Origin of the sequence: Kitasatospora sp. NPDC094028 (assembly GCF_049543595.1) — a bacterium.
In the GTDB taxonomy this organism is placed as follows: Bacteria; Actinomycetota; Actinomycetes; order Streptomycetales; family Streptomycetaceae; genus Kitasatospora.
In genome coordinates this window covers 173,713-187,473 of the sequence record NZ_JBMVFA010000005.1, presented here as the reverse complement: position 1 = coordinate 187,473, position 13,761 = coordinate 173,713, and the positions used below count along the sequence as shown (strand labels likewise).

Annotated in this window: 12 protein-coding genes; 4 read left to right on the top strand and 8 right to left on the bottom strand. The window is 74.1% G+C overall.

Annotated features, from left to right (window positions below; genetic code table 11):
- Positions 1–28: 28 nt before the first annotated feature.
- From mqnC to ACPC54_RS10920, 3 genes are all read right to left on the bottom strand, one after another.
- Positions 29–1,240, bottom strand: coding sequence for a cyclic dehypoxanthinyl futalosine synthase (gene mqnC, locus ACPC54_RS10930; RefSeq protein ID WP_498963840.1), 1,212 nt, complete (start codon positions 1,238–1,240; stop codon positions 29–31).
- Positions 1,241–1,382: 142 nt separating this feature from the next.
- Positions 1,383–3,209: a serine/threonine-protein kinase gene (locus ACPC54_RS10925; RefSeq protein WP_498963538.1), complete on the bottom strand. Its 1,827-nt coding sequence runs from the start codon at positions 3,207–3,209 to the stop codon at positions 1,383–1,385.
- Between the two features lie 224 nt (positions 3,210–3,433).
- Positions 3,434–4,300, bottom strand: coding sequence for a menaquinone biosynthetic enzyme MqnA/MqnD family protein (locus ACPC54_RS10920; RefSeq protein ID WP_498963838.1), 867 nt, complete (start codon positions 4,298–4,300; stop codon positions 3,434–3,436).
- Positions 4,301–4,833: 533 nt separating this feature from the next.
- On the opposite strand from ACPC54_RS10920, the gene ACPC54_RS10915 reads away from it, so the two are divergent.
- Positions 4,834–5,037 (top strand): cold-shock protein, encoded by a 204-nt coding sequence (locus ACPC54_RS10915; RefSeq protein WP_030287184.1) that lies wholly within the window; start codon positions 4,834–4,836, stop codon positions 5,035–5,037.
- Between the two features lie 449 nt (positions 5,038–5,486).
- On the top strand, positions 5,487–5,792 hold the full coding sequence (locus ACPC54_RS10910) for a hypothetical protein (protein WP_498963535.1): 306 nt from the start codon (positions 5,487–5,489) through the stop codon (positions 5,790–5,792).
- A 78-nt stretch (positions 5,793–5,870) separates the two neighbouring features.
- Here the strand turns inward: ACPC54_RS10910 and ACPC54_RS10905 are convergent, their stop codons facing one another.
- A complete protein-coding gene (locus tag ACPC54_RS10905) occupies positions 5,871–7,223 on the bottom strand; it encodes a dicarboxylate/amino acid:cation symporter (RefSeq protein ID WP_498963534.1) in 1,353 nt (450 codons plus the stop codon).
- 393 nt (positions 7,224–7,616) lie between these two features.
- Between ACPC54_RS10905 and ACPC54_RS10900 the strand changes: the two genes are divergently transcribed.
- A complete protein-coding gene (locus ACPC54_RS10900; RefSeq protein WP_498963532.1) occupies positions 7,617–8,825 on the top strand; it encodes an MFS transporter in 1,209 nt (402 codons plus the stop codon).
- Positions 8,826–8,984: 159 nt separating this feature from the next.
- Here the strand turns inward: ACPC54_RS10900 and ACPC54_RS10895 are convergent, their stop codons facing one another.
- The 4 genes from ACPC54_RS10895 to ACPC54_RS10880 form a co-directional block, all read right to left on the bottom strand.
- Positions 8,985–10,118: a LacI family DNA-binding transcriptional regulator gene (locus tag ACPC54_RS10895; RefSeq protein WP_498963530.1), complete on the bottom strand. Its 1,134-nt coding sequence runs from the start codon at positions 10,116–10,118 to the stop codon at positions 8,985–8,987.
- A 20-nt stretch (positions 10,119–10,138) separates the two neighbouring features.
- A complete protein-coding gene (locus ACPC54_RS10890; protein WP_498963528.1) occupies positions 10,139–10,483 on the bottom strand; it encodes a DUF4229 domain-containing protein in 345 nt (114 codons plus the stop codon).
- Between the two features lie 123 nt (positions 10,484–10,606).
- Positions 10,607–11,134: a GNAT family N-acetyltransferase gene (locus tag ACPC54_RS10885; RefSeq protein WP_498963526.1), complete on the bottom strand. Its 528-nt coding sequence runs from the start codon at positions 11,132–11,134 to the stop codon at positions 10,607–10,609.
- 84 nt (positions 11,135–11,218) lie between these two features.
- Positions 11,219–12,568 (bottom strand): MFS transporter, encoded by a 1,350-nt coding sequence (locus tag ACPC54_RS10880; protein WP_498963524.1) that lies wholly within the window; start codon positions 12,566–12,568, stop codon positions 11,219–11,221.
- Between the two features lie 168 nt (positions 12,569–12,736).
- Here ACPC54_RS10880 and ACPC54_RS10875 point away from each other — a divergent pair, with 168 nt between their 5' ends.
- Positions 12,737–13,723 (top strand): GlxA family transcriptional regulator, encoded by a 987-nt coding sequence (locus ACPC54_RS10875; protein ID WP_498963523.1) that lies wholly within the window; start codon positions 12,737–12,739, stop codon positions 13,721–13,723.
- Positions 13,724–13,761 lie beyond the last annotated feature (38 nt).

Here is a 13,761-nt window from a genome sequence, read left to right as displayed (position 1 = left end):
CCGGGGCCCAACACGGAAGTGACCGGCCTCAGTTGTCGAGGATCTTCAGCTCGGGGTGCGCGGTGCCGCCCTCGATCGCCGTGGAGGCGATGTGCGAGGCGACGCGCGGGTCGACCGGGTCGTTGGCCGGGTCGTCCAGCACCCGCAGGTGCTCGTACGTGGTGGAGCGCTGCGCCGGGACGCGGTCGGCGGCCCGGATGAGGTGGATCAGCTCGGTGAGGTTGGAGCGGTGCCTGGCGCCGGCCGCCGAGACGACGTTCTCCTCCAGCATCACGGATCCGAGGTCGTCCGCCCCGTAGTGCAGCGACAGCTGGCCCGCCTCCTTGCCGGTGGTGAGCCAGGAGCCCTGGATGTGGGCGACGTTGTCGAGGAACAGGCGGGCGATCGCGATCATCCGCAGGTACTCGAAGACGGTCGCCTGGGTCGAGCCCTTCAGGTGGTTGTTCTGCGGCTGGTAGGTGTAGGGGATGAACGCGCGGAAGCCGCCGGTGCGGTCCTGCACGTCGCGGATCATCCGCAGGTGCTCGATCCGCTCGGCGTTGGTCTCGCCGGTGCCCATCAGCATGGTGGAGGTGGACTCGACGCCGAGGCCGTGCGCGGCTTCCATGATCTCCAGCCAGCGCTCGCCGGACTCCTTGAGCGGGGCGATGGCCTTGCGCGGCCGCTCCGGGAGCAGTTCGGCGCCGGCGCCGGCGAAGGAGTCCAGGCCGGCCCGGTGGATCCGGGTGATGGCCTCCTCGATCGAGACGCCGGAGACCTTGGCCATGTGCTCGACCTCGGAGGCGCCGAGGGAGTGGATCACCAGCTGCGGGAAGTCGGCCTTGATCGCCGAGAAGGCGCGCTCGTAGTACTCGACGCCGTAGTCGGGGTGGTGGCCGCCCTGGAACATGATCTGGGTGCCGCCCAGTTCGACGGTCTCGGCGCAGCGGCGCAGGATCTCGTCGAGTTCGCGGGACCAGCCCTTGTCGCTCTTCGGCGGCACGTAGAAGGCGCAGAACTTGCAGGCCGTCACGCAGACGTTGGTGTAGTTGATGTTGCGTTCGATGATGTACGTCGCGATGTGCTCGGTCCCGGCGTAGCGGCGGCGGCGCGCCGTGTCGGCGGCGGAGCCGAGGGCGTGCAGCGGCGCGGAGCGGTAGAGGTCGAGCGCCTCCTCCGGGGTGATCCGGCCGCCGGCGGCGGCGCGGTCGAGCACGGCCTGCAGGTCGGTGCTGGACGCATCGAGGGTGGTCGCTGCGATCTCGGTCACCTGTCGGCCTTCTCTCTCTCGGATACCACTCGGATACCACTCGGACGCTGCTCGGGCACTGCTCGGGCACTGGACGACGGTGCGTCCGGGTACGGCCGAACCAGCCTACGCCAGCTGATTTCGGGCGCCCGCGTCAGCCCGCCGCGCCCGTGCCCGGCGTCGTCCCGTCCACCTTGTGCAGGGTGCCGGCCGGGTTCCCGGCCGCCGGGTCGGCGGAGCTGAAGCGGATCGTGCCGTCGGTCTGCAGGGTGAGCGTCTCCGCGTTGGAGCCGCTGGTGCAGGCGCCGGGGATCGAGGAGTGGACCAGCCGGGACTGGAACACGAGCTTGCCGTCGGAGACCGACTTGAGCGTCCAGGCGCCCTCGCAGCTGATCGAGAACAGGCCGGTGAGGGCGTTGCGGCTGGTGGTGCTCTCCTGCCCGATCGCGCCGGGGTGGACGGTGACCGTGGTGGTCCCGGCGGCCAGGCCCTTCTCGGTGGCCATCTCCCCGCGCCAGGTGCCGAGGAACGCGGCCGGCACCGCGCTCGGCCCGCCCGTCCCGGAGGCCGCGGGCGCTCCGGTGGCGGTTCCCGTACCGGTCCCCGTCGTGGCCCCCGTCGTGGCCCCCGTAGAAGGGGACACCATCGGGGACGCGGACGCCCCGTCCGGCCGGGAGGGCGACGGCGCCGGCAACGGCCCGGTGGCCCCCGGGCTCGCGGACGCCGTCGGGTCCGCGACCGGCCCCACCGGCTCGTCCTGGTGCAGCCCCGCATAGAGCCCGTACCCGCCGCCCGCGAGCACCGCCACCCCCAGCGCCGCCCCGGCGATCCTCCGCCCCGCCCGCGACCGCCCCGCCCGCGGACGCCCCGCCCCGTCCAACGGCACGACCGGCGACTCCAGCACCGCCGACTCCGGCACCGCCGACTCCGGCGCCGGCAGCGCCATCACCGGCGGCACCACCGCGACGACCGGCACATCCGCGACGGCCTCCGGCGGCCCGAACACCCCGCCCCCGGTCACGGAGGTCGGCGGCGCCGTCCCCGCGGCCTCGTCGGCCCCGGGGCCGTCCGGCTCCTCCCCCTCCAGGTCCAGCAGCGCCACCGCGCTGCGCCCCACCGCCGCAGCCAGCGCGGGCGGCAGCCATCCGCCCTGCCCGAGCCGGGTGGCGGCGGCGCCGTCCGGGTCGAGCCGGTCCCGCAGCTGCCGCGGGGTGGGTCGGGCGGTCGGGTCCTTGGCGAGGCAGGCCAGGACGATCCCGCGCAGCGGCTCGGCGAGCCCGGCGACGTCGGGTTCCTCGTGCAGCACCCGGTACAGAAGAACGGCCGCGCTGACGCCTTCCCCGAAGGGGTGGACCCCGGTGGCGGCGAAGGCGAGGACGGCGCCGAGCGAGAAGACGTCGCCGGACGGGCCCGCGGTCTGACCGTTCGCCTGTTCGGGCGACATGAAGCCGGGTGAGCCGACCACGTACCCCGACTGGGTGAGGCCGCTGGTCGCGTCGAGCGCGCGGGCGATGCCGAAGTCGATCAGCCGCGGCCCGGCCAGGGTCAGCAGCACGTTGGACGGTTTGACGTCCCGGTGCACCAGCCCGAGCCCGTGGACGTGCTGCAGCGCCCCGGCGAGTCCGACGCCGAGGGCGCGCACGGCGGGTTCGGGCAGCGGGCCGAAGTCCTGGACGGCGGTGCCGAGCGCGGGGCCGGCCACGTAGCCGGTGGCGACCCAGGGCTGTTCGCCCTCGGTGTCGGCGTCGAGGACGGGCGCGGTCCAGGCGCCACCGACGCGCCGGGCGGCGGCCACTTCCTGCCGGAACCGGGCGCGGAACTCGGCGTCGTCGGCGAGTTCGCCGCGCACCACCTTGACGGCGACGGTGCGCCCGCCGGCCGTGCGGCCGAGGTAGACGCGGCCCATTCCGCCTGCGCCCAGCCGCCGCAGCAGCCGGTACGCGCCGACCCGGCGCGGGTCGTCCGCCCCCAGTGCCCGCATGCCCGCACGCTCCCCTCGCCCCGCGCCCTCGCGTGCGCGGTAGCCGTCGCCGTCGCCGCTCGGGCGCCGGGAGCGGACCCGCTCCGGGAGCAGACCGTACCGGGCCGGGCCACCCCCGCGCCCGCCCCGACACCCGGACCGCCCGAGCCCCCGGAGGACCCGGGCGGCCCAGCAGGCCCGGGCGGCCCGGAAAACCGGCGGCCCGGAGGCGGCCCGACGACCGGCTACACCACCGGGGCCGCGACCGGCAGCGCCACCGGCTCCAGCAGCCGCACCGCCACGTCCGGCGCGAAGCCGCTGTCGTGCGCGACCCGCCGGGCGAACTCGGCGATCCCGGCGAGCTGCCGCTCGCCGAGCGAGAAGTCGAGCGCCTCGCTGAAGTACTTCTCCAGCACGTCGGCCCCGAAGGTCTCCCAGCGGGCGGCCTGCTCGGCGACCTTGGCGGCCTCGACGAGCGACAGGTCGCGGGACTCCAGGAAGGCCCGGTGCACGGCCGCGGTCAGTTCGGGGCGGCGCTCGGCGAACTCGCGGCGCACGGCCCAGACGGCGAAGACGAACGGCAGGCCGGTCCACTCCTTCCACATCGCGCCGAGGTCGTGGACGGTGAGGCCGAGGTCGGCGGCCTGGCCGAGGTGGGCGCGCAGCGCCGGGTCGCCGATCAGGACGGCGGCGTCGGCCTCGGCGAGCATCTGGCCGAGTTCGGGCGGGCAGCTGAAGTAGTCGGGGCGCACGCCCTCGCGTTCCTCCAGGAGCAGCCGGGCGAGCCGGACGGAGGTGCGGCTGGTGGAGCCGAGGGCGACCCGGCGGCCGTCGAGGTCGGCGAGCGGCACCTTGCTGACGATGTGGCAGGACATCACGGGGCCGTCGCTGCCGACCGCGATGTCGGGCAGGATGAGCAGGTCGTCGGCGTTGCGCAGGTACTCCACGCAGGTGATCGGCCCGATGTCGAGGGAGCCGTCGACGAGCTGGTCGCTCAGCTTCTCCGGGGTGTCCTTGGTGAGGTCCAGGTCGAGCAGGTTGCCGGTCCTGGCGAGGCCCCAGTAGAGGGGGACGCAGTTCAGGAACTGGATGTGGCCGACGCGCGGCCTGATCGGTGCGTCCTGCTCCGACGCCGGGGGCTTCGAGGGGTCCGAGGGGTCCGAGGGCTTCGAGGGCTCGGAAGGCTCCGAGTGCTCCGGTGAGTGCGCGTCCGGTGCTGCCACTGTGCCGCTCCCTTGCTGTTCGTACGGCTACTCAGCAGCGTATGCCCGGGGTCGGCGGGGCCCGGCGGCGGGCCTCGCGACACGCGCCGCCGGCACCCCGCGACCGCCCCGCGACCTGCGGATCCGGCCTCGCCACACCCGCCCGGGGGGCCTGGCGAAACACCTCTGGAGGCCTTACGACACGCGCCGTCCGCGCCACAAGTCACCCCTGGTCGTCACAGCGGCCGCATGCTAGCGTTGCCCTCAGTTGCAGTTTGATTCCCCTTGCAGTACTTGAAGCCTGCGGAGCATGTAACCGCGGGCTTTTTGTAGTTTTTCAGCAATATCGAAAAACTTCGGACTCGTCCGAAGGCAGGGCGATCAGCGCAGCGGACCGGGGACCACACGGTGTGGCCCCCGACACGCATCGCAAGGAGAACGGCATGGCTCAGGGAACCGTCAAGTGGTTCAACGCTGAGAAGGGCTTCGGCTTCATCGCCCAGGAGGGCGGCGGCCCCGACGTCTTCGTCCACTACTCCGCCATCAACGCGAACGGCTTCCGTTCGCTGGAGGAGAACCAGGCGGTCACCTTCGACGTCACCCAGGGCCCGAAGGGCCCGCAGGCGGAGAACGTCACCGCCGTCTGACCATCCTCTGATGTTCTGATCGCTCGGGACCCCTTCGGGTCCGCCGGCGGCTCCCGACAGCCGTCACCATGAGCACAAGAGCAGCACCCAAGGGGGCCTGCCCATCGCGGCGGGCCCCCTGCCTTTTCCACCGCGCCCGAGCGGCACGGACGAAAAGGCGGGGAGGAAACGCGAAAGACCCGGACCCGAACCGATGATCGGTTCGGGTCCGGGCTTTTACCGGCAGTTCTTCCCGCGCTTTTCGGCCACCAGCCGGTTTTCGGCCACCGAGCGCCCGTCAGGCGCACGGCACGGCGAATTGACGGAATTCCGGCCGGATGTGCGACGGCCGGTCGGGCGGCGCACACTTGAGACACAGACGTGTGCGGGCGCCAGGCCGCCCCGCACCCTCCTGCGACGGCCCTGGCGCCCTTTCAGCGACCGCGACTGTCGAAGGAATGTGAGCGGCCATGTACGTGCAATGGGGAACGTTCCCGAAGGCGGCTTCTGTGCCGACCGCCCTGTCCATGGCCAGGAAGGCCATGTCCGACCAGGGCTACACCGTCTGGCTGACGGACGACAACTTCAACACGGTCGGCGGAAACGACGACGTGATCGTCAGTGTCGCCTGCGCCCCGGTGGAAGGCGGAGACGGCATCCCGTCCGGCGCCTGGGTCTGTGTCAGCGCGTATTCGGCGGACGGACCCACCGCCGAAGCGGCACGCAACAACGTGCGGACGGACATCGTCGGCCAGATATCGTTCGACAACGGATGAGACGCCGCGGGCCCTCTCCCCGATCCGATCGATCGGTGAGAGGGCCCGCGCCGGGCTCGGGTCGGCCGCGACCCCGTGTCAGGCCGCGACGGCGGCCTTCGCACCGGCCGGCGCCGGGGCGGTGGCCTCGACGGCAGCCGGCTCGTCGAGCAGGTCGCCATGCGGGTGGTCGTAGGCCTCGCGGTCGAGGATGCCCTCGCGGGCGGCGACCACGACCGGCACGACCACCTGGCCGGCGACGTTCGTGGCGGTGCGCATCATGTCCAGGATCGGGTCGATGGCGAGCAGCAGGCCGACGCCCTCCAGCGGCAGGCCCAGGGTGGACAGGGTCAGCGTCAGCATGACGATCGCACCGGTGAGGCCCGCGGTGGCGGCGGAGCCGACGACCGAGACGAAGGCGATCAGGATGTAGTCCTTGATGCCGAGGTCGATGTTGTAGACCTGGGCGACGAAGATCGCGGCGATGGCCGGGTAGACCGCGGCGCAGCCGTCCATCTTGGTGGTGGCGCCGAACGGGACGGAGAACGACGCGTACTCGCTCGGAACGCCGAGGCGCTCGGTGACGCGGCGGGTGACCGGCAGGGTGCCGACCGAGGAGCGGGAGACGAAGGCCAGCTGGATGGCGGGCCAGGCGCCCTTGAAGAAGTGCAGCGGGTTGAGCCCGGCCGCGAAGCGCAGCACCAGCGAGTAGACGACGAACAGCACCAGCGCGCAGCCGACGTAGATGTCGAGGGTCAGCGTGGCGAAGGGCTTGAGCAGGTCCCAGCCGTACTTGGCGACGGACTTGCCGATCAGGCCGAGGGTGCCGAGCGGCGAGAGCCGGATGACCCACCACAGGGCGGTCTGGGTGAGCTCCAGCACGGACTCGCTGAGCTTGAGGACGGGCTCGGCCTTGGCGCCGAGCTTGATGATCGCGGCGCCGACGACGACCGCCATGAAGACGATCTGCAGCACGTTCACCTTGGCGAAGGCGTCGACGATGTTGGTCGGGAAGATCCCGGTCAGGAAGTCGATCCAGGTGCCCTTGGAGTCGAGCGCCTTGAGGCCCTCGGTCTTGAGGTCGGTGCCCCGGCCCGGGTCGGTGAGCAGGCCCAGGCCGAGGCCGATGCCGACCGCGATCAGCGAGGTGATCATGAACCAGAGCAGCGTGCGGGTGGCCAGGCGGGCCGCGTTGGTGACGTTGCGCAGGTTGGCGACGCTCACCACGATCGCGGTGAACACCAGCGGCGGGACGGCCAGCTTGAGCAGCTGGACGAAGATCTTGCCGATGGTCTCCAGGGTGGTGGCCAGCCAGGAGATGTCGGCGGCGCGGGCCAGGTAGCCGAGGCCGACGCCGAGCAGGAGGCCGGCGACGATCTGCACCCAGAACGGTGTCTTGCGGATGCGGGCGAGCACGGACGGCGACGGGGTCGCCTCGGGCGCTGTGGACATGGGGGTGCTACTCCGGGGGAGGGCGTTGCTGACGGTGAGGGGTGGGGCGGGGACGGCGGCACGGCGCGCGGTGGCCGGACGGGAAAGGGGTCGCGGCCCCGGTCAGGGGCGTGCCGCCCCGATACAGCTGAGGTCGGTGCAGCTCATGGCGCGACAACGGCGCGGGCTGTCCACAGCACCGGTCAGAGCGCACGGGCGGGCGGCGTCGGGCAGCTGGCCCGGGCCGTGCATCCGCAGTGCGTCTGAGGCTGTCATGGCCGACACGTTAGCAGTAAAGGTTTGAGATGTTCAAAGTACTTGTTTGAGATGGCGTTGACCGACGAGCAGTTATACGTATAACTTGGTCGTCACACCACCCCTGCCCACCCGCCACGCATCGGAGAAGGACCGCCGATGGGCTACCTCGCCCTGCTCCGCGCCCCGCACGTCACCCGACTCCTGCTCGGCACGCTGCTCGGCCGCCTGCCCGCCGGCATGACCGCCCTGGTCATCGCCCTCGCCCTGCGCGACGCCGGGGTCCCGTACGGCCGGATCGGGCTGGCCACCTCCGCCTACGCGATCGCCGCCGCCATCGGCGGACCGGTGCTCGGCCGGATCGTCGACCGCACCGGACAGCCCCGCGTCCTGCTCGCCGCCGCCGTGGTCGCCGGCGGCGGGTACGCGCTGCTCGCCCTCGACCCCGGCTCCGCCCTCGCCGCGCCGCTCGGGGCCGCGATCGCGGGCCTCGCCATGCCGCCGCTGGAGCCGTGCCTGCGCTCGCTGTGGCCGGACGTCGTCGACGAGGAGCAGCTCGACACCGCGTACGCCTTCGACTCCGCCTCCCAGCAGATCCTCTACGTCGCCGGGCCGCTCGCCGTCGCCGCGATCTCCGGCCTGTTCAGCCCGGTCGCCGCGCTCTGGGTGGCCGCCGGGCTGGGGTTGGCCGGGGCGCTGATCGTCGCCACCACCGGGCCCGCCCGCGCCTGGCGCGCCCCTGCCCGGGAGCAGTCCGCCGGACTGCTCGGGCCGCTGCGCTCCCCCGGTCTGGTGCTGCTGCTGGTCGGGCTGGCCGGGGCCGGCTGGGCGGTCGGCGCGCAGAACGTGCTGTTCATCGCCTACGCCGAGCGGCACCCCAACGCCCTGCCGGGCGGCGCCGGAACCCTGCTGGCGCTGGCCGCGCTCGGCGGCCTGCTCGGCGCGCTCGCCTACGGCGCGGTCGCCTGGCGGCGCAGCACCGCCACCCGCACCTGGCTGATGGCGCTCGCGATGGCCGCCACCTACCTGCCGCTGGTCACCCTGCCCGGCCCGTACCCGATGGCGGCGCTGGCCTTCCTCTCCGGGATCGGGCTGGCCCCGCTGCTGGCGGCCGCCTTCGTGCTGGTCGCCGAGCTGGCGCCGACCGGGACGGTCACCGAGGCCTTCGCCTGGCTGGTGACACTCTTCGCGACCGGCAACTCGCTCGGCTACGCCGTCTCCGGCAAGCTCGCGGAGGGCCCGCTGGGCCCGGTGGCGCTGTGCGCGGCCGGTGGGATCGCGCTCGGCGGGCTGCTGCTGTTCGCCGCCCGGGGCCGGCTCGGCACGGCCCCGCTCGCGCCGGTGGCGCAGCCCGTCCCGGTGGGCTGACCCACCCCACGAACGACCGCGCCCGCCGGGGGTCTGGCCCGGCGGGCGCGGTCCGCTGCGTCCGGTCCGCCGGTCGGCCGGTCGGCGGGATGACGGGATGACGGGATGGCGAGCCGGCGGGATGGCGAGCCGGCGAGCCGGCGACGGAATCGGGCCCGGCTACCCGGGCGCGGTGGAGGCGCGCAGCACCAGCGAGGTGGCCAACGGCGGTACCGGCGGCACCGGTTCGCCGTGCAGCAGGGCCGCGAGCGCCGCCGCGCCCGCCCGTCCCAGCTCCTCGCCGGGCAGGTCCACGGTGGTCAGCGGCGGAGCGAGCAGCGCGGCGACCGTGACGTTGTCCATGCCGACCACGGACAGGTCGTCCGGCACCCGCAACCCCCGTTCGGCGGCGGCCTGGTAGACCCCGGAGGCGACCACGTCGTCGTCGCAGACCACGGCGCGCGGGTGGTCCGCCCGCTCCAGCAGCTGCCCGGCGACGATCCGGGCGGCGGCATGGCCGTCGTTCAGGCTCACGCCCAACTCCACCACGTCCAGGCCGAGTTCGCGCACGGCCTGCTCGAAGGCGGCCTGCCGGCGGCGGAAGGTGTAGGCGGCGTGGGTGGAGCGCAGGTGGCCGATCCGGCGGTGGCCGAGGGCGGCCAGGTGCTCGACGGCGGCGCGCATGCCGCCGGCCACGTCGAGCTCGACGGTCGGGCGGGCCCGGTCGGTGCCGGGGTCGGCGTCCAGGAAGACGGCGGGGGTGTCGGCGGGCAGCTCACCGAGCTGGCTGTCGTCCGGGGAGCAGATCAGCAGGCCGTCGAAGCGGCCGGCGGTGGCGGCCTCGGCGAGGGTGGCGCTGCCCCAGCCGGAGCTGACCACGACCGCCAGGCCGTGCCGGCCGGCCTCCTGGTGGACGCCCTGCAGCACCCGGCCGAAGAACGGGCCCTGCAGGTTCGGCACCGCCAGCATGATCATCCCGCTGCGGCCGAGCCGCAGCTGCCGGCCCGCGGCCTGCGGGCGGTAGCCGAGGCTGTCGGCGGCCTGCCGGACCCGTTCCCGGGTGGCCTCGGAGACCCGGCGGCCGGCCTCGGAGCCGGAGAACACCAGGGACACGGTGGCCTGGGAGACCCCGGCGAGCCGGGCCACGTCCCGCCCGGTGGGCCGGCGCGCGGGCGGCGGCCAGGTCCCGGCCGTGCTCCCGGCGGGCGCGCCGGAGTCGGCGCCGGCCGCACCGGAGTCGGCGCTCGGCGCACCGGAGTCGGCCGTGGGCGTCCCGGAGTCGGCCGTCGGCGTCCCGGAGTCGGTGGCGGGCAAGGGCGGGGGTCCGGCCGGGGTCAGCTCTGCCGCGCCGCGTCCGCGCGGGCGGCCTCGTCGGCGGCGTCCTCCTCGGCGTTCTGCGCGGCGATCCGCTCGGCGGTGCGGCTGCGCATCCCGGAGACCTTGGTGCTGATCTGGGCGGACATCTCGTCGCGCTGCTTGCTCAGCAGCGCGTAGCTGAGCGGCGCGGAGGCGAGCGCGGCCAGCAGGAACAGGAAGATCACACCGGCCTCGCCACTGACCGGGATGATCCCGAAGTGGCCGAGCAGCAGCGCCACCAGCAGGCAGCCGAGGAAGATGCTGACCCGCAGGGAGGTGTAGCGGAGCGTGGCGTGCGACTTCTCCTGGCCGTTGCTGCTCACTGGAACACTTCCTTCTCGCTGGGCGTGGGGGCGGGGCCGGCCTCCCAGTGAAGCATGCCCGACGGCCGGCGGGGGGAACGGGTCACCCGGAGCGGGGCCGCCGGACGCCCGGCCGGCGGTGCGTCACCGCAGGTCGAGCCACATGGTGACGTCGTCCCGGTCCTCGCCGGGGGCGACCCGGATCGCGGCCGGCACCCGGCCGACCTCCTGGTAGCCGCAGCGGGCGTAGCAGCGCTCCAGGCCCTGGCCGCCGCGCAGGGTCAGCCGCAGCGCCTCCAGGCCCCAGGCCCGGGCGACCCGCTCGGCCTCGGCGAGCAGGTCGGCGCCGTAGCCGCGGCCCTGGAAGTCGGGGTGCACCATGACCCGCTTGAGCATCCGCCAGTGCTCCATCAGGTCGAAGCGCATGGACTCGAAGAACAGCACCCCGGCGAGCCGGCCGGTGTCGCTCTCGTGGGCGACCCGCAGCCGGTCCGGGCCGTCCGGCTCGACCCCGGCGAACTGGTGGTCGGCGGTGTCCCACACGTCGTCCTCGGTGACCGGCGGGACGAAGCCGACCGCGCCGCCGGCGTTGCTCACGTCCGTCCACAGCCGGACGACCGCCGCCTTGAGGTCGGGGTCGAGCTTCGGGTCCAGGGTGAAGGTGAGCGCCATGGCGCGGACCTTGGACCGGGGCTCCGACCTCACGGAAGCCCCACCGGCCTCACCAGCCCCACGGTCCGCACCGGCCGGATCCGCTCAGGCCGCGGCCGGGGCCGCCGCCCGCCCGCCGCGCAGCGCGAGGCAGAGCCCGACCGCGACCACGCACAGCCCGCCGGCGCCGTACCAGGCGAGGTCGTAGTTCCCGAGCGCGTCCCGGGCCAGCCCGGCCAGCCCGGCGACGACGGCGGCGCCGATCTGGTGGCTGGCGAGCACCCAGCCGAAGACGATCGGGGCGTCCTCGCCGAAGTTCCGCCGGCACAGCGCGACGGTCGGCGGCACGGTGGCGACCCAGTCCAGGCCGTAGAAGATCACGAAGGCGAGGATCGGCGGCTGCAGCGAGCCGGCGAACAGCTGCGGCAGCAGGAGCAGGGACAGCCCGCGCAGTCCGTAGTAGACGGTGAGCAGCAGCCGGGAGTCGGCCCGGTCGGTGAGCCAGCCGCTGAACACGGTGCCGGCCACGTCGAAGAGGCCGATCAGGGCGAGCAGGCTCGCGGCGGTGGTGACGGGCATGCCGTGGTCGTGCGCGGCCGGGATGAAGTGGGTGCCGACCAGGCCGGCGGTGGTGGCGCCGCAGATCGCGAAGGAGCCGGCCAGCAGCCAGAACGCCCGGGTGCGGGCGGCGTCGCGCAGCACCCGCAGCGAGCGGGCGATCGCCCGGCCGTCCTGCACGGGGGCGGGCGGGGCCTCGGTGGCGCCGTACGGGAGCAGGCCGAGGTCGGCGGGGCGTTCGCGCATCAGCAGGAGGACGGGCACGGCGACGGCGCAGGCGGCGAGCGAGACCACGACGACGGCCGAGCGCCAGCCGTGCTGCTCGACCAGCCAGGCGCCGACCGGCAGGAAGACCAGATTGCCTGCCGCGCCGGCGGCGGTGAGCACCCCGGTGACCAGGCCCTGGCGGGCCTGGAACCAGCGGCCGGTGATGGTGGTGGCGAAGGCGCCGGCCATCGAGCCGCTGCCGAGGCCCACCAACACGCCCCAGCAGAGCACGAGTTGCCAGGGCTGGCGCATCAGCATGGTGAGGCCGGCGCCGATCGAGATGGTGAGCAGGGCGCAGACCACGACCAGCCGGACGCCGAAGCGGTCCATCAGGGCGGCGGCGAAGGGGGCGGTGAGGCCGTAGAGGGTGAGGTTGACGGAGGTGGCGCTGGAGATCGTCCCGTTCGACCAGCCGAACTCGTTGTGCAGGGCGTCCATCATCAGGCTGGGCGTGGAGCGGAAGCCGGCCGAGCCGAGCAGCACGAGCAGGGCGACGGCGGCCACCACCCAGGCGTAGTGCACCCGGGGGCGGCGGGCGGAGCGGTCGCCGGAACGGTCGGCGCCGGAACGGTCGGTGAGGGGTGCGGTCGGGGGTGCGGCGGTGGGGGCGGAGGCGCTGCGTTCGGTCACACGGACGAGTCTCCCGAGGCGCCGGGGCCGCGACGAGTGGCCTGAATGACAGCTTTCGCAAAAATCGGGCCACCACCCGGGCTACCATGACCCGGGCCAGCGCACCGGCCAGCGCACCGGCCAGCGCACCGGCGCGCGCCCCGGCCACCGCACTCGGGAGGGAACGGCATGACGCACCTGGTCGCGGTGCTCGCCCTGGACGGCGTGATCGCGTTCGAACTCGGCATCCCGGCACGGATCTTCGGCACCGCCAAGGACCCGGACGGCAACCGGCTGTACCGGGTGGCCACCTGCACCCTGGACGGCGGCCCGGTCGCCACCAGCGCCGACTTCCGGATCGCCGTCGACCACGGGCCGGAGCTGCTGGAGCGGGCGGACACCGTGGTGATCCCGGCGTCCGCCGACTCCAGCCCGGACGCGGTGGACGCCGCCTTCACCCCCGAGCTGGCCGCCGCGCTGGCCCGGATCCGGCCGGGCGCCCGGCTGATGTCGATCTGCACCGGCTCCTTCCTGCTGGCCGCCGCCGGGCTGCTGGACGGCCGCCCGGCCACCACGCACTGGCGCTACACCGAGCGGTTCGCGCAGCTGTTCCCGCGGGTGCTGCTGGATCCGGACGTGCTCTACACCGACGACGGCGACGTCCTCACCTCCGGCGGGGTGGCCGCCGGGGTGGACCTGTGCCTGCACGTGGTGCGCCGCGACCACGGCAGCGCGGTGGCCAACGCGGTGGCCCGCAACTGCCTGGTGCCGCCGTGGCGCGAGGGCGGCCAGAAGCAGTACGTCGAGGCGCCGAGCCCGCCGGCCGCCACCGGCCAGGGCACCTCCGCCGTCCGCGCCTGGGCGCTGGAGCACCTGGACCGGCCGCTGGCGCTCAGGCAGCTCGCCGACCGGGCGGGCATGAGCGTGCGGACCTTCACCCGGCGCTTCCGCGAGGAGACCGGATCCAGCCCCGGGCAGTGGATCACCGTGCAGCGCGCCGAGCGGGCCCGGCAGCTGCTGGAGCGCACCGACCTGAGCATCGACCAGGTCGCCCGGGAGTCCGGTTTCGGCACCGCCGCCTCGCTGCGGCTGCAGCTGCGCGGCCGGCTGGACGTCGCGCCGAGCGCCTACCGGCGGACCTTCCGGGCCGACCCCGGGGTGCCGCGCGCCTCCTGAGGCACCCGTTGCGTGAAGCGTCTCTGGGTGAAGCCTGG